General features: G+C 43.8%; 13 protein-coding genes. 6 read left to right on the top strand and 7 right to left on the bottom strand.

All coding sequences use genetic code 11. The features are described from left to right. The first annotated feature begins 112 nt into the window (after window positions 1-112). The 4 genes from AC3A8L_RS05735 (at window position 113) to AC3A8L_RS05720 (ending at window position 5,047) form a co-directional block, all read left to right on the top strand. Window positions 113-604, top strand: a complete 492-nt coding sequence (locus AC3A8L_RS05735) for an RNA polymerase sigma factor (protein ID WP_487961277.1) — start codon at window positions 113-115, stop codon at window positions 602-604. Continuing rightward, window positions 594-1,550 carry a FecR family protein gene (locus AC3A8L_RS05730; RefSeq protein WP_487961276.1) on the top strand — a complete coding sequence of 319 codons (957 nt, stop codon included), beginning with the start codon at window positions 594-596 and terminating at the stop codon, window positions 1,548-1,550. Before AC3A8L_RS05735 ends, AC3A8L_RS05730 begins: the two co-directional genes overlap by 11 nt. A 135-nt stretch (window positions 1,551-1,685) precedes the next feature. Next, complete coding sequence (locus AC3A8L_RS05725; RefSeq protein ID WP_487961275.1) at window positions 1,686-2,507, top strand: ricin-type beta-trefoil lectin domain protein; 822 nt, start codon at window positions 1,686-1,688, stop codon at window positions 2,505-2,507. 65 nt (window positions 2,508-2,572) lie between these two features. Next, window positions 2,573-5,047: a TonB-dependent siderophore receptor gene (locus AC3A8L_RS05720; protein WP_487961274.1), complete on the top strand. Its 2,475-nt coding sequence runs from the start codon at window positions 2,573-2,575 to the stop codon at window positions 5,045-5,047. A 21-nt stretch (window positions 5,048-5,068) separates the two neighbouring features. Here the strand turns inward: AC3A8L_RS05720 and AC3A8L_RS05715 are convergent, their stop codons facing one another. From AC3A8L_RS05715 to AC3A8L_RS05695, 5 genes are all read right to left on the bottom strand, one after another. Then, window positions 5,069-5,686, bottom strand: a complete 618-nt coding sequence (locus AC3A8L_RS05715) for an acyltransferase (RefSeq protein WP_487961273.1) — start codon at window positions 5,684-5,686, stop codon at window positions 5,069-5,071. 115 nt (window positions 5,687-5,801) lie between these two features. Continuing rightward, window positions 5,802-7,070: a GGDEF domain-containing protein gene (locus AC3A8L_RS05710; RefSeq protein WP_487961272.1), complete on the bottom strand. Its 1,269-nt coding sequence runs from the start codon at window positions 7,068-7,070 to the stop codon at window positions 5,802-5,804. A gap of 496 nt (window positions 7,071-7,566) precedes the next feature. Continuing rightward, window positions 7,567-9,306: a bifunctional protein-serine/threonine kinase/phosphatase gene (locus AC3A8L_RS05705; RefSeq protein ID WP_487961271.1), complete on the bottom strand. Its 1,740-nt coding sequence runs from the start codon at window positions 9,304-9,306 to the stop codon at window positions 7,567-7,569. A 406-nt stretch (window positions 9,307-9,712) separates the two neighbouring features. Then, complete coding sequence (locus tag AC3A8L_RS05700) at window positions 9,713-11,224, bottom strand: MFS transporter (protein ID WP_487961270.1); 1,512 nt, start codon at window positions 11,222-11,224, stop codon at window positions 9,713-9,715. A 679-nt stretch (window positions 11,225-11,903) separates the two neighbouring features. Further along, complete coding sequence (locus AC3A8L_RS05695) at window positions 11,904-12,635, bottom strand: DUF2799 domain-containing protein (protein ID WP_487961269.1); 732 nt, start codon at window positions 12,633-12,635, stop codon at window positions 11,904-11,906. Between the two features lie 541 nt (window positions 12,636-13,176). On the opposite strand from AC3A8L_RS05695, the gene AC3A8L_RS05690 reads away from it, so the two are divergent. Continuing rightward, window positions 13,177-15,981: an insulinase family protein gene (locus tag AC3A8L_RS05690; protein WP_487961268.1), complete on the top strand. Its 2,805-nt coding sequence runs from the start codon at window positions 13,177-13,179 to the stop codon at window positions 15,979-15,981. A 576-nt stretch (window positions 15,982-16,557) separates the two neighbouring features. Here the strand turns inward: AC3A8L_RS05690 and AC3A8L_RS05685 are convergent. After that, entirely contained in the window at window positions 16,558-18,774 is a 2,217-nt protein-coding gene (locus AC3A8L_RS05685; protein ID WP_487961267.1) for a polysaccharide lyase family 7 protein, read from the bottom strand. Window positions 18,775-19,074: 300 nt separating this feature from the next. Next, window positions 19,075-20,070, bottom strand: coding sequence for a LacI family DNA-binding transcriptional regulator (locus AC3A8L_RS05680; RefSeq protein WP_487961266.1), 996 nt, complete (start codon window positions 20,068-20,070; stop codon window positions 19,075-19,077). A 554-nt stretch (window positions 20,071-20,624) separates the two neighbouring features. Between AC3A8L_RS05680 and AC3A8L_RS05675 the strand changes: the two genes are divergently transcribed. Continuing rightward, the coding region (locus AC3A8L_RS05675; protein ID WP_487961265.1) for a rhamnogalacturonan endolyase family protein at window positions 20,625-21,357 on the top strand (733 nt) is incomplete at its 3' end.

Genomic DNA, 21,357 nt, shown 5'->3' with positions numbered 1-21,357 from the left:
TCCATTATTTTTGTTCGGGCTGAGTCAGACAAAGTAACAGGGTTCGCCTAGTACGCTTTCTCTGGTATGGATACCTTGATACTATGCGCACAAATCAATTTGTGCGCATAGTATGTCTAGAGATAAAAGTATAGCGGCGCTATTTAGTACTTGTTATGTAACCGTAAAAAAACATCTACGACTTAAGTATGGAGTTGGTGACGAGGCGGATGATATTGTACAGGATGCGTTTCAGAAAATTCTTAACATGGATGATGTCGGCGACATAGAGAATCCCAAGGCGTACCTTTTTAGGGCCGCTTCCAATCTCGCACTTAACCGTATCCGGCGTCAAGGCTATCAGGATGACTATATTGCATCGTTAGATCAGGACGCGGCTTCCCCCTGTCTGCAGCGCCAATTTTTAGCTACAGCAGACCTTGAGGTGGTTCATGAAATCCTAGGACGACTATCAGAAAAAGATCGGAGTACATTTCTATTAAACCGTATAGATGGTAAAAGTTATAGGCAAATAAGTGTGGAACTTAATGTGACATTGAGCACGGTTGAAAAACGCATGATGAAAGTCTTGTCATTATTAAGAGATGCTATCGATGTTGAGTAAGTATGCAATATGGCAAAAGTGGTTTGAACCACAAGCAAGCAAGCAGGCAGCTGCATGGCTTCTCAAATTAAACAGCAATAGCTTAGGTAAAGCAGAGCACGAAGCGTTTTTCTTATGGCTTGAATCTTCCTCTGAAAACCAAGTCGCGTACTTAAAAGCTGAAAGAGCTTGGGAGGCTGGTGAGGCTATTCGTAGTTATGACGCCGCGAGGAAAGAGGGTAATAGATTTTCATGGTGGCAGTGGTCCGGTGTGTTGTCTTTTTGTACTCTGCTAATATTAGTGCTATTCAATACCCAAAGTGCAGATGTCGGAAAGATTGAGACATTTGAGCTTGTCTCCGGTTATAAAGAAATATTGTTACAAGACGGTTCGCAGGTAATGTTAGGTGTTGGCTCGAAAGGTAGTTTTATACTGCGAGATAATACTCGAAGCTTCACGCTAGAGTCTGGGCGAGCATACTTTAATGTAGTAAAGGATGAATCTTCCCCTTTTATTGTGAAGTCATCTTTTGGTGTAGTAAGGGTTCACGGTACCCAATTTTCTGTTGAGCTTGATCAGAGTGATGGAGTGGTAACGGTACTTGAAGGGAGGGTGGGTGTTACATCTAATAGGGTGCGAGCAGAGGATATTCTAATAGCAAACCAGCAACATTCATTTTTAGATCAACAGCAAGGAATACCGGTTAAATCAATTGATGCAAAAGCCTTGCTTACCTGGCGCATGGGCAGGCTGGTATTCAAGGGGGATAAGTTAGCTGATGCTGTTGAAGAGCTAGAATCCTCGTTAAATATTACTATTACTTTGGATCAGTCGGTAGCCAATGTCTCGATCGTGGGGGTGGTGTCACTCGGAAGTCAGCAAGATGCTGTTAGCGCAATCGCCGATATTGCCAATCTAAAGTGGCGAAAAATATCAGGCAATGAATTTTTTGTGTACAGTGAATAGAGTTATTTCATGAAAATTTACTTGGTGATTACGTTATTACTTCTAGTAGGCTGTGGACAAGGTGATCGGGGGGGCGTTTCATTGGGGTCGCAAGAAAGTGAGAATACATCGAGTTCAAGTAGTGGGCTAGGCCCTATGACAGAAGAATTTACATTTATAATTTCTTCTGTGGGGAAATGTCTTAATATGGATTTATCGGACTACCTTAGCCTTAATCAAAAGTCGAAAATATACTCTTGGGATTGCGCGCCTTTAGCGTCCTATCAACAGTGGATCTGGAGTGATAGCGGAGAAATACAATCAAAAAATGGTCTTTGCTTAGCCCTTGCTGAGGAGTTTAATGATGGCGTTGAAGTTGTTGCCACGAAGTGTAGTGAAGCAGATGACCAGCAATGGGTCTACGATGAGTTCACTTCAGTAATAAAGAATATTAAATATGTCGATTACTGTTTAGATATATTTAGTAATAATCTACATTTAAATGGTCGGGCAATAAATATTTTTCGGTGTAATTATAATATCAATCAGCGATGGACTATTGCTGGACTTAAGTCCAATAAGATTAGAAGTTATACTTATGAGCGATTGTATTTAAATATTCAGCCAAGTAATACTGAAGACGATTTAAAAGTATCTCCGATTTCAGAAGGTTGGGCAAGTGCATTATGGTTATTTGAACCTAGTGAAAATACTTATCGCATTCGGAGCCTTTGGAGGCCTGATCAGTTTTTACATATACAAAACGGTGGTTTAGAAATCGGTAATATTGACATTGGGTGGAAAAGTGCTCGGTGGATTTTAATCCCTCAAAGGGATACGGATGAGAATGCATTTTTATTAAGGAACGCATGGAAGCCTGAGATATATATCGGGCTTAATTCACAAAATGACTTAATTGCTGATGAGTTCTCAGATTTGGTTGATAATAGTTATATATGGATTTTCTCTGAAATTTAAATACATTGAAAATCATTCGGAAGTATAAATTTAGAAAATTTTATCGAGCTATCATTGCTTTATGCTTGCTGCTGAGCTCTTGTTCTATTTCAGCGGAAGAGTTTCGGAAGGTTTATGTTGATATCCCTACGCAGCCTTTGATTCAGGCTGTGATTGAGTTTGCACTGCAAACGGATGTATCCATCGTAGCGCAGGAGGCCCATTTAATCGGGTATGTCGCAACCCCCATTATAGGGAACTTTCATGTGGGGAGTGCCTTGTCGCTTATTATTGCACAGGCACCTGTTACCGTCTCTTATTTGGCCGATCGAGATACATATTTAATACAGCCTAAATTGCAGCAGTTATCTGTAGGTGTAGACTTTCAGCCGCAGATAAAACCAGTAATATCGGAAGAAACTATTATTGTTGGTGAGAGTATACCTACCCGATACCCTCTTTCAATAAATAGTCTTGATCGCAATGGCATATCTCATTTTGATTCGAGTCGTTTTCATAATATTGCGGGAAAAAACTTTATTAACGATCTTGAGCCTGAATCATTAATAGCCCTTTTGGAATATTCTAGCGGTGCCACAAAAGCACATGGATTAGGGGGGACTAATGATGATTACCATATTCGGGGCTATCGGCGAAAAAGTCTATATGTTGATGGCTTTCGATTGAGTGATCGAACAGCAATGCAGCTTACATCAGCATTGCTGGACAAGGTTGAAGTGCTTAAGGGGCCTTCAATGTTGTTCTATGGTCAATCTGGTGCAGGGGGCGTGGTGAATGTAATTCGTTCGACCACAGGTAACGAAAATACAGCATCATTTAATACGACGGTGGGAGTGGATGATTACGCTGAAACCGTTATCGATGTTAACAGTAAATCCCTATTCGGAGGGCTAGCGCCAATGAGGTTGGTCGGTGTTCACGAATATCGAGGGCTAGGTGGCTTATATGATCGACAAGTCCGCAAAGATATTATGGCAACAGTTGAACTAAAGCCGCATGATAAATTTTCAACTCTTTTAAGCTATCATTGGCAAGATTATAAACACGATAATGAAGATGAGCGATTTGCGATAAGCTCTGATGGTAATTTCCTTCCCTTTTCTGACAAAGAATTTTTTGGTCATTCAGGTAATCCTTCTTTTGCGGCAAGTATTGGGCTTCTAAATGCATCGTTTCACTATTTTCCAGCTCCAAAGTGGCGTCTTAGCGGAAATTATTTATGGCAAGAAGAGCAGCGCTTAGGCTTGAGAACAGATGAAAATCTTTTTCTCGACCGCGACGTACTGCTATCGCGCCCGCTGGATAGTGATCGTGTGGGAATAAGTCATATTGCTAATCGTTTAGCCGCTTCTACTGTACGTACAGACTGTGCTAACGAGTCTTGTAGTGTTGTTCCCGAAATAATGGTATTGGAAGATCAAGGTGAGTACGAAACAGATGTTTCGCTAAATGTATACTTAACCGGAACATTCAGCACTTATGGTTTTGAGCATAGAAGCATTTTGGGGCTCGACTCGTATCATCAAGACTTATACCAACTATTTACACTTAAGCAATACCGACCTCTAGACCCATTGAGTTGGAGTACTGGTGAAAATACTAAAGAGGTGGGGTTATATGATATTTGGCTATCGCGGGAAGGCTCGGATGCTGTATCAAATTCAAGGTTAAAGGAATATAGGGTGTTACGGGATGACTACGGCCTTTACGCCCAATTACATACACGTTGGAATAGTGCCTGGATGACATCCTTTGGCGGAAGGTTGTCAAAATTTATAGGAGAGCAGAGAAGCATTACTGATGATGCTATAGGCCTTGTTGGTAATGTTAGTGATATCTCTCCCCAGTTTGGTATTGTGTTTCAGCCTATAGATGAGCTGTCATTTTTTTCAAATTATAGTGAATCTATAGCTGTTCGATATTTGATCGATGATCTCGGTAATTTCTCTCAAGATCCTGAAGTGGCTCAGCAGTGGGAGCTTGGGCTAAAGAAATTGGGTTTTGGTGATTCATTGGCTTGGTCCGTAGCACTTTTTGATATTAAAAAATCTCATGTTTATAATTTAGAGGTTGAGGGTGGTGTTCGGAAATTGCAGGGTCCATTTCAGCATAATGTCACCGGCTTGGAATTTGATGTGAGTTACGGTTTCGGCGATTATTGGCAAGTTTTGTCGCACTTAACCCTATTGAAAAATAGAATTGTGGGGGTAGGTGAGACGCACGCTGCTTCACATGTACCTGATATTACATGGAGTATTTTTAACCACTGGGATTTTTCGTATAGTTGGGACGCAACTTTAGGTATTTATGGCGTGTCAGATCGATCTTTAGATCCTCAGGAGCTCAGTAAGCTTGATGCTTACCAATCTGTAGATGCATCTTTGTCGCGTGTTTTCACGATTACTCAGTATGACCTGAGTATTAAATTAATACTCAAGAATCTATTCAACGAAAATTTATATCGTGCGGCAAATCTTGGTGCTTATGCGGATAGGTCCAGTGGCCGCTCGGCATATATTAAATTTGGTTTTCAAATATAGAATATTCTCTGTTTGGAACAACTACCCCCGCCTTTTAACAACCCGAGCCGGGTTACCCGCCACAACCGTATTCCCTTCAACATCTTTCGTAACAACACTTTGCATTCCAACTACAGCACCCTCGTGAATAGTCACGCCATCAACAATTCCTACGTGCGCACCTAGCCAAATATCGTTTTCTAATACAATGCCTTTCGATGTGACCGGTTGTTGTTCGATGAGGCGGTCGCTGGCGATGCTGTGGTTGAAGGCGTAAAAGTGGCAGTAGGCGGCAATGCGGCAATTATTGCCAATGGTGATGCCTTGGCTTCCGCCATCCATGGTGACGTGATGATTAATGCCTACGTTTTTTCCGATTGTTATTGGCCCATGTAAAATTGCGTCTGCGCCAATAAAACTCCCTGAATCAATCGTTATCGGGCGGCCGCGTTCGGCGAATAATTTTGCATCGGGTGAAATAAAACAATCACCCGTAATGGTTACTGTTTCCATGTCTTGTAAATAAGCCTGCCACTCTTGCTGCCAAGCTTGCGCCCATTCTCGCTGTGTGGGCTTTAAGGCCCAGTACAACCAAGGCATGTAACTTAGGCGTTGTTTGTGTTGCTCTCTGTATTTTAAGGTGGTGTCTGTTGTTGTCATAATGTATCGTTTTTCAATGAGCGATTTTTTTACTTTGTAGTGATTATATTATAACCGGACTTACAAGTCCTTCTGAGGTTTTAAGTCACAAAACCATTCTGTTTTGTTAGCTGCGTTATGTGTTTTTTCCTAGTATGGAACAGTTTCTTCCCTGACTTTTCGCTTGATACAATGCCTCGTCGGCACATTTAAACGCTTTTTCAAAATCGCAATCTGCGTTGAATATCGATATGCCAATACTCGCGGTAACTTGAAGTGGTGGCTCTACGGGAAAGTTTGTTGCCGATATCTCGCGACGTAATTTTTCGGCTAAGGGTATTGCGCCGGATATATCGGTATTGTGGGTTACGATAATAAATTCTTCACCGCCCCATCTTGCAATATAATCACTGTTGCGAACATTCTCTTTTAGAGTATTTACGATGCCTTTTAAAACGAGGTCGCCTATATCATGACCCCGTTCATCATTAATTATTTTAAAATGATCCAAATCCAGTATCAATAAAATAACCTTTTCGTTGTCCTCTAATTTTTTATAGATTCCATTGAGAGCAGATTCAAGGCCGTTTCTGTTTAATACGCCAGTCAACGGATCTGTTGATGATAGTTTTTTATATTTTTCTGATTCTTGCGAAAGCACTTGCGTGGTCAGTTTCTCTTGCGCGAGCCTATTTTTTATAATGAAAAAGTTATATAAAAAATACAGTAAAAATGCAGCTAGCCATGCAGCAAGAATAATTGGGTAAACTTTTTCTACAGCAATTAATTTTCCAACGAAAACAACCTGCTCTAATTTTACGTCGTGAACACCCAGTTCCATGGGCGCGCCAAGTACTAGGCCAATAGCCTCTGTTTCACGAAAGTGGGGATAGGTATAATTTGTGGGGGCATCATGAAAGCGTTGAATCCACCAGTCGGGGATGTTGATTTGGCGTAAATTGATGGTGACGCCCTTTGCTATATCGGCAGTGCGAATCAAGGCTTGAGCTGTTTGGGTGGCGTCTGCATTCGTTGCTGAATATTCATTTAGCCAGCTTTCGGTGAAGAATCGCAGCCATTTTTCTGGACTATTGATTGTTGCTTTTAGATAAACGGCATCGTATCCCGATAGATCGAAGTTCTTCTCTCCGTTTTTAAGGCTCAAATTAACTCCGCAATTACTATAACCCTCACGGCTATACATGTCGCATTGGAAGTGGAGCTTATCTTCATTGGTCCAACTGGCTCGGCCTGCTGTACTGGGTTCTGTGAAATGGTGTGCAGAAATGTTGGACGCAGGGTAAATTATTGTACGTCGCTCGGGCAGGTGGTCGACGGCAATAATACACGCCAATGATGCCAGTGCCCCGTAAAAAACCGCTTTAAAGGTCACTGGAACCTGCATAACAATTGTCCCTGAATGTTTGCTGATAAAATGAATAAGCCCGTTTAGCTTAAAATTCGTAGTTGAGCGTTGAGCTATAAGTAGACTTTGATCTTTTAACTGTAGCGATAGATTTAGTCTCTATTCAATAATTCTAGTCTGGCAATAGTATTCGTCCAATATTGGATGAGCGCTCGTAAGTGGTGAATTGGAATAAGACATCGTTTTTTATTACTTAAGTATTAGGGCCGAGGACAAAGTACTTTATCCAATAATACTTGCCTCCTGCTTCCTCAACTGCGTTGCTCAAAGCGTTACATACCTCGGTAACTGCTCCACGACATAATGCTCCTGCAATGTCTAATAAGGGGCTCCTGCCCCGATGCGTTACCCTAATGACCTATATCCGTATAGGCCCCGGCATGCGCCCCTTCGAGCGCCTTGTTGAGAAAGCAGGCGCCCTCGTCTAATTGGACAAATCATTATTGCCTCGCCCCTTAGTTTGCCCAATCGAATTTTAATACGCGATTGATAAACAGAAAGCAACAAACCAAAATAGACTCATTACCTTCCAGAATATGAGCGGGTTCCTGTCTATCAGTGCCGCATTTCCACGTGCTCCGTATTTGGGGTTAGGTGCCTTCAATTCGTGTAGAAATTCAGAAACTTCCATATAGCGCCTCTCGGGGTTAAATCGCAATCCTTTTTTAATTGCGCAATCTATCCAAATAGGAACTAGAGGGTTCAACTCACAGCTGGGCACGTATTTCGTTGCCAGATAGGCTTTATTCGTTCGGCATTTATGCAGTTTTCCAGAAAAGGGTTCTTGTCCTGTAAACATTTCAAACACAATGACTGCAAGTGAAAACACTTCCGACTGAACTGTGCTCTTGCTCGTTAATATTACTTCGGGTGCGGAATACCCCGCCGTACCCAGGATGCCGAAGCGCTCAATGGGGCTGGCAATTTCTGCAAGACCTTTTATATGACAGGAGCCAAAATCAATTATTTTCACCTCACCATTTCTATCAATCATGATATTTTCAGGTTTTAAATCTTGGTGTAAGGTCTCGCGTCTATGCATCGCTCGCAGCCCTTTTTCAATTTGCTGAACAATATAAATAACATCTTGTACGGAAGGGCTGGGGTTTTCTTTAATCCATTGTGCCAAGGTTATGCCATCAATATATTCCGTCAGGTAATACAACGCTGTTTTGACACGCGTGGTATCGATGACTTTTATAACGTGAGAATTATTAATTCGGCACCCAATCCAGCTCTCAATTGAAAAGCGTTCTATGTAGCCTAAATCATCATTAAAATTTATGGAGGGCGTCTTCATGCAATAACGTTCGCCGCTATCTACGTCTTGAACGAGATACACTTCGCTGCGATTACTAGCATGTAGTTCTTTTATGATTTTGTAGCCATCCAGAATCATGCCTGGCGATAAAAATGGCGGGAAAGGCAGCCCTGAAAGCTTCCGGCTCACTTCGCCGATGGTTTGCTTGGGGAGGCTTTGGATGCGTAGGATCTGACAGCTTAGGTTGTCTTTACTGCCGTTAGCGAGTGCGAGCTCGATTAAATCGTTACACGTATGATCAAAATCAGATTCCCCGTGTGCAGGCGTTAACTGTTTAAGGTGGTCGCGAAGAATATCGAATTTTATGAAGTCGTGAATACCATCGGTACTCAAAAAATAGATATCGCCGACTTCAACATCAATACTTCGGTAATCAACATCAATATGTACATCTAATCCCATTGCGCGCGTAAGGTAGGACTGGCGGTCATTGATATAGGTACTGTGATCAGTCGTAATTTGCTGAAGCGTGCCTTTGTGTAAGCGGTATATTCGCGAATCGCCAATATGAAAAACGTGGGCCGTTTGAGATTTGAAAATAATGGTGCTCAAGGTGCTGACATAGCCTTTTCTGGCATCTGTAAAATGTCGCCCCTGGCTGTAAAGCCAACAATTAAGTGCGGTTAGTACTTGAGACGTTGATTTTTTTACACTCCAACTATCCGGTGTTGAAAAATAATCCGCCAAAAAACTATTCACGCATGTTTCGCTGGCCTCCTTTCCGGCTTCGGCGGCACTCACTCCATCGGCAATAACGGCAACGGCTCCTTTATTGCTTAATAGCGCGCCTTTGGGAATACGAATACCGATTGCATCTTCATTTTGCGGCTTAAGCCCCGCAAGAGAGCGTTGAGATAACGTGAAGCTTATTGTTGTTTGTAGATGCTCAGCCATTATTGCCTCGTCTCTAAAGTTGCAGAAGACATCTGCATGTATTCTGCAACTTTTGCTTCTTGTTTATGTGCTTAGGGGCGTGCATGAAATAAGGGACGAGGAAACAATATTTCATCCACTAATGCTCGATCTCGACATCCTTACCTTCGTTGCTCAAAGCGTTACATGCCAAGGCATGCGCCCCTTTAAGCGCCTCGATAAGAAAGCCGATATCTTCGCCTAATTGGACAAACTATTATTGCCTCGTCCCTAACTTCCCGTTTTTGAATTCCTGGGTGCACGCTTGCCTTCGTTAAAAACATTTGCAATAGCCGGCTATTGCGCCCTATTTTCGCCTCGTCAAGCAAGCACCCACAAACCCAAACTCCAGCAACTTATTCCGTGCATGCCCCTTAGTTACGTACGTTTAGTGCATATCAATAAATTCAACTGTGCCGTCTGGCATTACTTCCGCCATTTTGCTTTTAGGCTCATCTAAAAATAGTGCGCATAAAACAGCAAAGGCAACTCCTGCTGAAATGGTTAAGAAAAATGCTGATGGTGTGACAAAGGAAAATACTAATAAAAAGACGACTGCCCCTACATTGCCATAAGCCCCGACCGTGCCTGCAATTTGCCCCGTTAGCTTGCGCTTAACCAGTGGTACAACGGCAAAGACACAGCCCGCTGCAGAACCTAGGAAAAAGGAACAGATCATCATCGTTGTTACCACGGCGGCTATTGGCCACTCGGGTGTAATGAAGGACATGACTAAGAATCCGATCGCGGCGCCACTGAGTAATATTATCATCGGTATCTTGCGGCCTAATTTATCGCTGATCAAACCACCGGATGGGCAAGACAGTACATCAACAGCGGCAAAGCATGCGCCAAATACACCTGCGGCAGCGGCTGCTACTAGAAATTGGCTTTCAAAATATTGGGCTAGCATCGAAATGACAGATAGCTCTGCGCCAAACGTTACTGCATAACCAACACTGAGTATCGCGACTTGTTTAAATTTATATTGGAGAATGTCATCTATCGGTGGTGCTTGCAGCATATCTTTATTGACTTGAAAGAGCTTAAGCGTCTGATAGGCCACGAGGCTCAGCAATAGACCATATATCACGTAAGACGTCACATCGCTGATTAAACCCGCTCCGGCAATCACACTGTTGCCTGTACCGGCGACTACTCCGGCGTCTGTTACGCGCCAGGTTAATACCGCCAACGCGACAACCATTGGAATATTAAACAGAACGCAAAAAATGAAATCGCGCTTGCTGGTAAGTTCTAAGCCGCCGGACTTGTTGGGCTTAAAATAGGTTGAACCTACCGGGGTATCCGTTACAGCGCTGTAATAAATTCCAGAATACACCAGCGCAATGACGCCTGTTGACGCGATCGCATAACGCCAAGAATCGTCGCCACCAAATAAACTGGCGACATACACTAACGAACCAGCACCTACAGCCGAGCCGACATTACCCATGCCCTTGTAGATACCTTCTGCTAAACCTAATTGGCGAGCGGGATACCATTCGCTGATCATTCTAATACCAATGACAAAACCAGCGCCGACAAAACCCATAAGAAACTTAGCCAGTGCTAGGGTTTCAAAAGACTGCGCCGAAGCAAAGAAAAAACACAGTAAGGCTGTTGCGACTAGCATGGCGGTATACGACTTGCGTGGGCCATATTTATCGACCAGCATCCCTGTAACAATACGTGCAGGGATGGTTAAGGCCACGTTTAAAATCAGTAATATCTTCGCTTCAATATCGGTTAAGCCCATGCTGCTTTTAATCGTAGACATTAACGGCGCATGGCTAAACCAAACAAGGAAGGTGATAAAAAAGGCAAACCATGTGCTGTGAAGTATCTTGGCTCGCCCCCTTAAAGAAAGGAAATTAGCTTTAAAAGAAGATTGGCTCATGTCGTGACCTTATTAAAATTGAAATATTTCGCACTAAAGCAATATTTGAGCCAAAATGGTGCGTCGTTTTTGGGGGTTTTGGGGCGTTTTTTCGATTGTCTCTAGCGGGGGCGCACCATGGTAGTTCGCTGTGCGCTGTCGATGAGCTTTATTAGGGCTCTGTGAGTGAGAAAAAAGAGGTGTTGGGAATGGTGGTGCGCGCTTATATGGTGCGGCAATATTTTTGTGCAGAGTGCGACCTGTTATTGAATGTAAGCGATGTCACGCTTCGAGCAACGACGGTAAGGGGCGAGGCAATAATAGTTTGTCCAATTAGACGAGGGCACCTACCGGGGCCTATAGGCCATAGGTCAGTAGGGTAATGCATCGAGGCAGGAGCCTCTTCGTTGGCATTGCATCGCCACATGGAAGTGGCTAATTAGGGTAACGCATCGGGGTAGGAAACCCCTTAGTAGGCATTGCATCCGTATAGGGATATACGTTATTAGGGTAATGCAGGAGCTATTACCGAGGAGCACAATGTCGAGGAGCTATTACCGAGGCGTGTAACGCTTTGAGCAACGCTGCTGAGGGAGCGGGAGGCAAGTATTATTGGATAAAGTATTTTTCCCTCGCCAAGCGTGCACCCACAAAACCAAATTCCAGAAACTTATTTAATGCACGCCCCTTAGTCTTGCGCCTACTGTCGAAGCAGGGCTTCATATTCCTGTTTCGCAATATCGAGTGAATCAAGTTGATCGTGATAATCGCGGTCTAGCTGACGGTGTTGCTTTTTATAATATTTAATATCTTCTAAGGCTTGTTTACGCGATTCTGGCGTGCTGGTTGCGCTAATGATAATGGCTTCTGCGGTGCTGATATGATCGTCGGCGTCTTCCATGGCTTCTTGAGTGTCATCAAGTTTTTTGACTAAGGTATCGATGTGCTGGCTTAGGTGATGTTGCTGTTGGCCGATGGCGTAACCGTGATGGAACTCGGGGTGGTGTTGAGTCGGGCAGTTGGGGTTAATGCTCTTACCTTCTGCGCCAGCCGTTAAGCCGTTGCTGTAGCTACAATAGCGATTAATGCCTGAACGATAACCCTCTTCAAAGGTGGGGAATTGGCTGCGTGGGCAGTGGGTATTGTAGTCGACACCCTGTTTACCGTTATTTAAGCCTTGGTCAAAAGTGCAGTAGGTTTGAATACCTTGAGCGTGGCCGCTTTTAAAAGCATTAAAGTCGGCTTTGATTTGGTGTTTGGCGCAGTCTTGTTGGTAGGTGTTGAAGCGAGTCATGCTCTTACCCTGGCTACCTTGTTCAAAGCCTAGAGCTTGCCAATCTGCCATCTGGCACTGGTCTTTATTCAGGCTGGCGCAACTGCTGATGAGTAGCCCGCTGAGGAGTGTGGTTAGAATGATTCTTAAAAGGCTCATGCATGTGCTTCCGTTTAATTCTGTTGAGGCTAACCTAAAGAGAGGGCCATGACGAATATTGTAGTCTATTAGTTTAATCAAATTAACTGAATAGGCCGTGAAATACTGAGGGAGGTGTGACAGCAAGGTTTTGGATTTCTTGTTTGTGGGTTATATGGCGTTACTGCTGGGGGAGATATGTTGAGCTGGCAATCATTGAAAGGATCGAGCAGGTAATAGTTTATTCAATTAGGTGAAGGTGCCTGCAGGGAGGCGGGTTATTAGAATAATGTAGGAGCCGTTATCGCCTCGGTTTTTTATCAGGGTGCTTCATGGAAGCATGTTTTGGCGTGTAAGGCTTTGAGCAACGAAGGTAGGGGGGGGCGACGTCAAGCGTGAGTGGGTGAGGTTTCTCTTTTCGCTCCTAAGCACATAGATCTGTAAGGGGTTTGTAAGATCAAGTAGAGCATGAATTCCTTTGTTTGTGCCTATAGTTTTCCTTGTTGCATAGTGAGTGGTGTTGAGTTAGGTTTCACTTCTTAATTAAATGGAGTTGTTGCTAATGAGTATGGAGCAGGGCGCCCGCCTAGTTATTGCTTTTTTTATATGTATTCTTTTGTCTAGCCTTACATCGTGTGCTCACCAATCTAGTGAGAAACTAGAAAGTCTAAGCGCTATCAAAACAAACGCTTCAGATCATCGGCAGTACCGTGAGCTGACATTGGATAACGGCCTGCAAGTCGTTTTGGTATCTGATTCAAAAACTGATATGTCTGGCGCTTTTTTAACCGTGGGTGTTGGTTCTTATCAAGACCCAATAATGCATCAGGGGCTAGCGCATTATACGGAACACATGCTGTTTATCGCATCAGAGAAATACCCTGAGCCCGATAGTTTTCGTCAGTTTTTGGGCGAAGTGGGTGGAAGTGTGAATGGCTCAACATTCTCGCAGTTAACGGATTACCGGTTCTTGGCTCCTAATTCAGCTTTTGATGAAAGTTTGGACCGGTTTGCAAACATGATTACGGCCCCATTGTTCGACCCCGAATATTCACAAAAAGAAATATCTGCGGTGGATAACGAATGGACATCACGATATGGCCATGGAGTAAGTCGGGCAATAATAGGCCAATTGGTCGATTCATCACACCCTATTACAAAGTTTATGGCAGGAAATTCCGAAACGTTGAATCGTGCTGAGGCAGATAAATTACACGCGGCAATGAAGTATTTTTACAGGACCTATTACTCTGCAAACCTAATGAGGCTAGTCATTTACGGCAGGGACGGTGTTGATACGTTAGAGCGTAAAGCAAGGCAAAAATTTTCCCAAGTACAGAATTCGCAGATTGACCGTCCAATGTTGGCTGTTGATGCTTTTGCTTCGATGAGTGGTACCCGCGAAGTGCATTTAAAGTACGATTCAAAGCGGAATATGATGCGGCTTGTTTTCCCCATTGCTAATAACTCAGCCGACTGGCGTTTTAAAACTAACGAATATGTGGCGAGTCTTATCGAAAAAAATCAACCGGGTTCACTATTATACCAGCTTAAAAAAATGAACTGGGTAGATGATTTAACCGTTGTGATTGAGTCTGACGCCCTTGGTAATAGTGGCTTGGTTTGGATTAATTTTATTTTGATGGGTGAAGGTGAGAAGCGGCGCTCAGATATTATTGCGGCTACTTTAGGGTACTTTGATTTTTTAAAGAAGAATATCGAGATAGAGCATGCTTATGAAGATCTACGTTGGTTCGCTAAAAATAAAAGCAAAGGTTTACACATTAAAAGCCCGATGGAGATTATGAACCAGATTGCGCATAATCTATGGAAGGTTCCTTATGAATATACCCTGTATGAGCCGTATGTTTTCGCGGGAATTAATAAAGCATCGGTTCAACATCTACTGGCTCAATTAAATACAAATAAGCTTATGGTATGGCATGTGGGCAATGAAGAAATTGCAGAGAAGCCTATTCCGTATCAGCCGGGATATTTTCGTGTGAACTCTGTAGATACCGGTGAGATCGTAAAGTGGGCTGAACTACAGAAACAATGGAATTTCTCAATATCGCAGCCAAACCCTTGGATTAGTCGAGATGCAGCACCACTCGCCGAAAGACATTATTTTGATGCCACAGAAATAGTTGCCCGCGAGGGTGTAGAAGCCTATTTAATGCAGGATGACAACCCTTACAGTAGCTGGGGATTTACCCATCTCCGTTTGGATAGTAATCTTGGAGAGCTTTCAGCAAAAAATACTGTATTGGCAAAAATTTTGAATAATATGCTCTATTCACAAAACCAAGAGCTTTGGAAAATGGCGCAGGACGCGAGACTTGAGATAAAGCTAGGTTTGACACCGCAACAGACGCAATTTATCGAAATTCACGGACCTACCGAGCATCATCCAAAATTAATGGATCAATTGTTGAGGCTGTTCAGTCAAGTGCAATTGAACGAGCAGAGTTTCAAACGCGAAATTAAGGCTTATCACCAGTGGTTTGAGTTGTTGGAGCAAGTTCCTTTACCCCACCAAATGGTAATACTAGCACATAATAGAGTGGGTAATTTCCGTTGGAGCGATGAAGAATTACTTCAAGAGCTAACGGTATTACAGCTAGATGATTTGCGTGAATACCATGAAGCTATAATGAAAAATCATTTCACGCGAATTTTTTCTGCCGGTAATTATAGTCCGGAAATGGTGAGCTTAATGGCAGATTCTGCGCGTGAGTATTTCTCTCTGCGTCAAACTGGTGAGGTATATCCCAAGCAATTTATCGACTTCCAGAAAGGGCTCGATTTAAAGATAGAGAAAAATTCAGCGCAGGGTGATAACGCTTATTCTCGTGTGTATATATCGTCCAATATTTCAATGCAAGAATTGGTGTGTTTTGAGCTAATTAGTGGTCTGATGGCGAGTGAAATTTTTACGCGCCTTAGAACGCATGAGGAAATGGCGTATTTTGTAGCTAGTCACAAAGTGGATATCAATGGACACGCGGGTATAGCGATGGCCATCCAGAGTAATAGTACTGAGCTGGACAGGTTGTCTCATCGCTTGGATCAATTTGAACATGAGTTTTTCACGGTACTCAACAATCAATCTCAGGGATGGCTTCAGAAGCGCATAGCCGATTTAATCACAACGTTAGAAAAGGAACCTGACGAACTTTGGGGAGCTGTTCAATGGCAATTCCAAGACTGGCAAGTGAGTAATTATCCATTCGATACCAAAGAGCGATTGGTTGACGAGTTAAAAAAATTGGAAATATCAGATTTAATAGAAGTCTATCAAGCCGTTGTTTTGCAAAAACAATCCACCAAGCTTGAGGTGAAAATTAAGGGGAAGCGATTTCAGTAGTTATGATCTGACAAAAGACTTCATTGATTAATCAATTTGAGATGGTATTTCTAATCCCAATCTTATCATTATCATGGTGAAACAGAACTCATCGCTGAAAGCACATCCATACTTATTGATAGAGAGCTTCATGGCGAGGCGATAAGCTGCGAGTATTCAAATTACTTGCAGCATATTTTGTTTGTAAAATATTGAATTCTTGTAAAATAAATTTTCCATGAGATTGCAGGGTTTTACTCGTTTATGAAATCGGCCTCCTTGGCAATATCCCTTAGATTTAATTCCCTGTTCGAAAGCTAAAAGTCCATTACTCTTAAGGTAGGGGGCGTGCATGAAATAACTTCCCGTTTTTGAATTCCTGGGTGCACGCTTGCCTTCGTTAAAAATATTTGCAATAGCCGGCCATTACGCCATATTTTCGCCTCGTCAAGCAAGCGCCCAAAAACCCAAATTCCAGCAACTTATTCCGTGCACGCCCCTAATTGACATTTACTTTTTGGTGAAAAGTCAATGTCAATTATTAAAAGATTCACTCCACTTTCTGAGTGAGTAGGTTTAAATAATAGCTGTCACCTATTATTTACGTTCATAGCTAACATCGGTCATGGTGACTACTGCGTTGGTAATCCCGAATTGTGTATAGCAATCAAGCATGGATTGAGTATCGCCCGGTGTTCCGCACTTCACGCTGCCCTGTGGATTTTGCGATTGAAGATAGTTGCCGAACTTGAAGTAGGCCTTGCCATCATCAACAGCGTCGCGTTTAAAGGTTTTTCCGAATGCTGTAATAGTGACAACGCCATAATCATTGGTTAATTCCAAATCAAATGACTCTCCACTGCGAATGGTGCCTAGCGGCATTTTATCTTCACTGCTACTGCTGACCTGAATGCGGGCGTAAACGTCGAATACGCCATTATTGGCTTGGCTATCTTCAAAGCCAGATTCATTCGTATCCGATACGAAAACCTTAAGGAGTGTTGTTATATCAACACCTCCGTGGATTTGCGAGATAATCGTTTTTCCACCATTAGACATCTCAACTTTTACGGTGGCTTTAAATTTTTCATAAGTTGCAAAAAAATTATCTCGCTCACTCGTCTTAATTTTATACTCATGACGTAAGCCGTTGCCGCCAGAGGTTGTATGTTTTGCGATCAAAGGTAAAAATTGCAACGTTTTAGCGTTAGTCAAAGGGTTAAGATCATTTTCACCGCCCTCTAAATCAAACAGGTTTCCATCAGTAATTATTGCAGGAATTTCCGCCGCAGCTTCTTGCGTGGGCGTGTCGGGATTATTGCCGTTATTGTTCTCGCTTGGGTGAACACCTGTAGTTTTCCCTTCGTAGGTTTCAAATAATTGAATGCGTGAAACGCGAACCTCACCGGCTGCGTCTGCTGGCTCGTTTTGGGCATCGCCGCCTTTAATTGATTGTAAATAAATGGAAGATTGGGTGTAGGTGCCTACTTTAAAATAACCTGTGGAATCATTGGATTCCCAATCATTCGAGTACGTTTGTTCGTTGTCTAAGTTTTTAAGGTAAAGATAAATGCGGCCGCCATCCACGGTAACGTCAACCCGCAAGCGTTGGCCCAACTTATATTCGAAGTTATCTTTGTCGGGGTCTAGGTAGACTTTATTGGTTTCGTTCCATATATACCAAATGCCGCCAGGGCTATTGGCGCTATATTGAACACGCAGGGGCTCATCGTCTGGGCCGTGAATTTGCACAACACTAATTTCTGGTTTATTAATAGGGGTTTCGGTTATGCGTAAGTCCACGCTAATGTACTGGAATTGATCAACCGACCAGTAATTATCACCGCCACCCACACGCTGACGTAATTCCGAGCGTGGATAACTAGAGCCGCTCGTGGTTGCACCTGCGCAGTGTGCATTAAAAACCATTTCGCCATTCTCAACGAAGAAATAAGGCTCTCTAATGAGCTCTTCTAGGTCTTCATCTTCAATTTCAGCGGCGTTGTGGTTGATGTCGTCTTTGCTGCTACCGCCGGAGCTGTCGTTGCCGTTCGAATCGACGGGCAAGGTAATTTTCCAGCGTGCAATATCTGGTACAACGTCAACGGGGTAAGCGGCGTTTGGGTTCGCAGGTTCCGATGATGCAGCGCTAGAGCTTGTGCTGGAGGAGCTAGAAGAGCTTACCGGTGCGTTATTTGTAATGCATGCGGGATAATCATCACACTGTGGCGCACAAGAGAAATTATCACAAAATAAGAGGTCGGCCTCGGTGATGCTATTCCAGGTAGAGCCGCCTGAGTTGCCATATCCGACAATGCGAATAAACGGCATATTAACCTGAGTATGGAATTTTATATCCGCTTGATTAAGCCCGCTGATACTTTCGGTGCGCTCAATAACCGTATGCCAATTTTGCCCGTCATCACTGACCAGAATTTCATAATAGGCTTTGCGCTCGTCACCCTTGTGCCAAGCGAGAGAAATGCCGCCTAGAGGTTGGGTGGGTGTGACTTCGAATTGCAGCCATTGGCCTTCGCCGTTCGCCGCCCAATAGCTGTTAAGGTCGCCATCGTTAATATTGCTAACGACATTCAAACCGTCTTCCATGCTTGCGGTGATCGATATCGTTGGCTCAACATTTTGAATGCTGGATGACTCAGAGCTTGCCGCTGATGAGATAATAGTGGGTGCACTACTTGAGCTTTGAGTGGTTTCTGCGCTAGATGACGCCTCGTCTGAGGTGCCAGTGCAGCCAGCTATCGCGACGAAACTGAGAGCCGCCAATACCCCGATTATCTTTTTCTTTGCAAACATAAATACACCTTTGTGAATACGACCCTAAGTTCTTATACTTTTTTGTCCGTTTTGTTTTCAATAAATACCCTTTTGTATACGATAATAAAATTATCAACAGGTGTGTTTTAAATAAGTGTGAAGATTGTCACAAGTACAATATCCTCTATTCTGTTGAGAAAATATTGCAAAAATAACTGTGCTGTGGTGCTCAAATTGAGGAGCCTTTCGTCTGGCGGGTGAAGCGGGGATGGTGTTTAGGGGGTGAGGGTAAGGGCGTTGGAATTAAGTATTCGTGGATGGAATCTTGTTTCTTCGGCCCTAGGTAATGTCTTTCGGCGCTGCGCCGCTGCTGTCGCGTACTATTAGTTGGGTGGGTAGTATTTTGCTTTCTAGGGTCAGCTCTTGGCCTTCTATCATAGCTACCAGCATATCAACCGCGCGCTTGCCAATTTCGTCGGCGGGCTGCGAAACCGTGGTGATGGACGGGTGCCAAAACTCGGCGTAGGGGATGTTATCAAACCCGACAATGGACATCTGCTGAGGAATTTTAATACCTTGTGCTTGCAGTGCTTGAATTGCGCCCATGGCCATTTGGTCGCTCATACAGAATATTGCTGTGGGTGGTTTGGGTCGGCGCATAATTTGCTGCGCGCTGTCTTGGCCCGAGCCCAGCGTAAAATCGCCTTCAATCACGTACTGCTCGTCGTATTCTAGCCCCGCATTCTCGAGCGCACGTTTGAAGCCGACCAGGCGTTCTATTGTGTGCGGGTTTTCACGTAGCCCTGTTAGGCAGCCAATACGCGTGTGGCCAAGTGAAACTAAGTAATCCACCACTTTTTGGGCCGCTAGGATGTTATCGATAGTAACGCTGCAGCTGGGAACATTGGCGCAGCCGCAGGCGTACACGATGGGGAGCGGCTGGCCTTCTACGTGAATTTCGTTAGGGCGCAGTTGGATTAAGCCATCGGCCAGGCGGGTTTCAACCCTTTCCACATACGCTTGTTCGCGGCTATTTTGGTCGCGGGTATCCCCCAGAAGTACTGCGTAACCGCGTTGCTGTGCACGATCCTCTATCGTCTTAATCACCTGCGCAAAAAACGGGTTGGTAATGTCGGGTACCATCACAACAATGCAAAATGATCGGGATGAACGGAAATTACGCGCCAGCAAGTTTGGGCGATAGCCCGATAGGGCAACCGCATCGTTTACTTTCTTTAGCGTTTTTTCAGAGACCTTCTCTGGAATGGCAATCGCTCGCGATACCGTTGCCACTGAAACGCCCGCTAAGCGAGCAACATCTTTAATACTGGCCATAATTCGCCAAGGTTTACCATTTAAAGACTGAATGTACCGTAAACATCGCAATAAGCCTAGCGCGACCCGACAAAAGCATTTTATCTCTCCTGCATAGTCATTTTTTAACTCTTAATTATGAATATTTGTGACCTGTTTGGTATTTGCCCTTAAATGTAATCGTTTGCATATGGAATCGGTATGGCCAATTCCCTATATTGCACTACTCAATATTGGTGTTTTTAGGCAATTTATGGACTTATTAATACAACAAACAGCCAATATTTATATAAAAAACAGATTTCGTATTCATTAAGTGCTGCAGGTCACAACAAATGTAATCGGTTTCATTATTGTGGTGTGGTTAGCCGTTATTAGGCGGTCAGCCACATAATCCATCGCTGTTTAATCAGTAAAAGCGATTGAACGTTGTATTTGAGGCCGTTGTACTGCATGCACTGTGAAGATTCTGGGCGAAAAAGTAGAAGTGGCGCTAGCCAGTTTGGTTGTATTGGCGGGTGCAGGTTTAGATAACAAAAAGTAGTCAAAAATTATTACAACAGAGGACCCACGTCATGTTCAAAAGAATCGTTTTAGTCAGCACAGCAGCCGCCTTGGCGGCTTGTGCTGGTGAGCCGAGCACAAGCAGCAGCCAAGCGGTGAGTAGTCAGGTTGTCATCAGTAGCCAGGCGACGTCTTCGTCTGCCCCAGTTATTGCTTCTAGCGAGCCATCGAGTGTTGCAAGTTCTAGCTCGGTAGCTGATGTTGATCGCGGCCACCATGTTGCGCCGGTAGCGCAGGTTATTTCCGGTAAGCAGATGGAAAAATTGGACCGTGGTTTAGTGGCGGTTAAAACCGGTGATGGTGTCTATGTTAGCTGGCGCCTGTGGGGTAGCGAGGCGAAAAGTACCGCGTTTAACCTTTATCGCAACGGCCAAAAAATTACCAATGCGCCTATCAGTAATGTCACCAATTACATCGATAGAGGGGCCTCGCAGAACGATCGCTACAGCGTGCGTGCCGTTAATAATGGTGCCGAAGGAGCAGCCAGCAAAGAGGTTGCCGTGTGGGCGCAGCAATACCACGCGATTGATTTAACGCCACCGCCCAACGCGGCCATTCCCAGCGGCGAAGCCTACACATACGCACCTGGCGATGCCTCTGTGGGCGATGTAGATGGCGACGGTGAATATGAAATTATTTTGAAGTGGGACCCATCTAACCAACGCGATAGCTCGCAGTTTGGGTACACCGGTAAAGTATTTATTGATGCTTATAAAATGAGTGGCGAGCGTTTGTGGCGGGTAG

It is taken from the genome of Marinagarivorans sp., assembly GCF_982758155.1.
Note: the sequence above shows the minus strand (reverse complement) of the source record. Positions and strands in the feature narration are given on the sequence as shown.

Excerpts from the sequence above, each read along its gene's own strand:
- AC3A8L_RS05735 (WP_487961277.1), top strand. The coding sequence starts at position 113 with ATGTCTAGAGATAAAAGTATAGCGGCGCTATTTAGTACTTGTTATGTA.
- AC3A8L_RS05730 (WP_487961276.1), top strand. The coding sequence starts at position 594 with ATGTTGAGTAAGTATGCAATATGGCAAAAGTGGTTTGAACCACAAGCA.
- AC3A8L_RS05725 (WP_487961275.1), top strand. The coding sequence starts at position 1,686 with ATGACAGAAGAATTTACATTTATAATTTCTTCTGTGGGGAAATGTCTT.
- AC3A8L_RS05715 (WP_487961273.1), bottom strand. The coding sequence starts at position 5,686 with ATGACAACAACAGACACCACCTTAAAATACAGAGAGCAACACAAACAA.
- AC3A8L_RS05710 (WP_487961272.1), bottom strand. The coding sequence starts at position 7,070 with ATGCAGGTTCCAGTGACCTTTAAAGCGGTTTTTTACGGGGCACTGGCA.
- AC3A8L_RS05705 (WP_487961271.1), bottom strand. The coding sequence starts at position 9,306 with ATGGCTGAGCATCTACAAACAACAATAAGCTTCACGTTATCTCAACGC.
- AC3A8L_RS05700 (WP_487961270.1), bottom strand. The coding sequence starts at position 11,224 with ATGAGCCAATCTTCTTTTAAAGCTAATTTCCTTTCTTTAAGGGGGCGA.
- AC3A8L_RS05695 (WP_487961269.1), bottom strand. The coding sequence starts at position 12,635 with ATGAGCCTTTTAAGAATCATTCTAACCACACTCCTCAGCGGGCTACTC.
- AC3A8L_RS05690 (WP_487961268.1), top strand. The coding sequence starts at position 13,177 with ATGAGTATGGAGCAGGGCGCCCGCCTAGTTATTGCTTTTTTTATATGT.
- AC3A8L_RS05685 (WP_487961267.1), bottom strand. The coding sequence starts at position 18,774 with ATGTTTGCAAAGAAAAAGATAATCGGGGTATTGGCGGCTCTCAGTTTC.
- AC3A8L_RS05680 (WP_487961266.1), bottom strand. The coding sequence starts at position 20,070 with ATGGCCAGTATTAAAGATGTTGCTCGCTTAGCGGGCGTTTCAGTGGCA.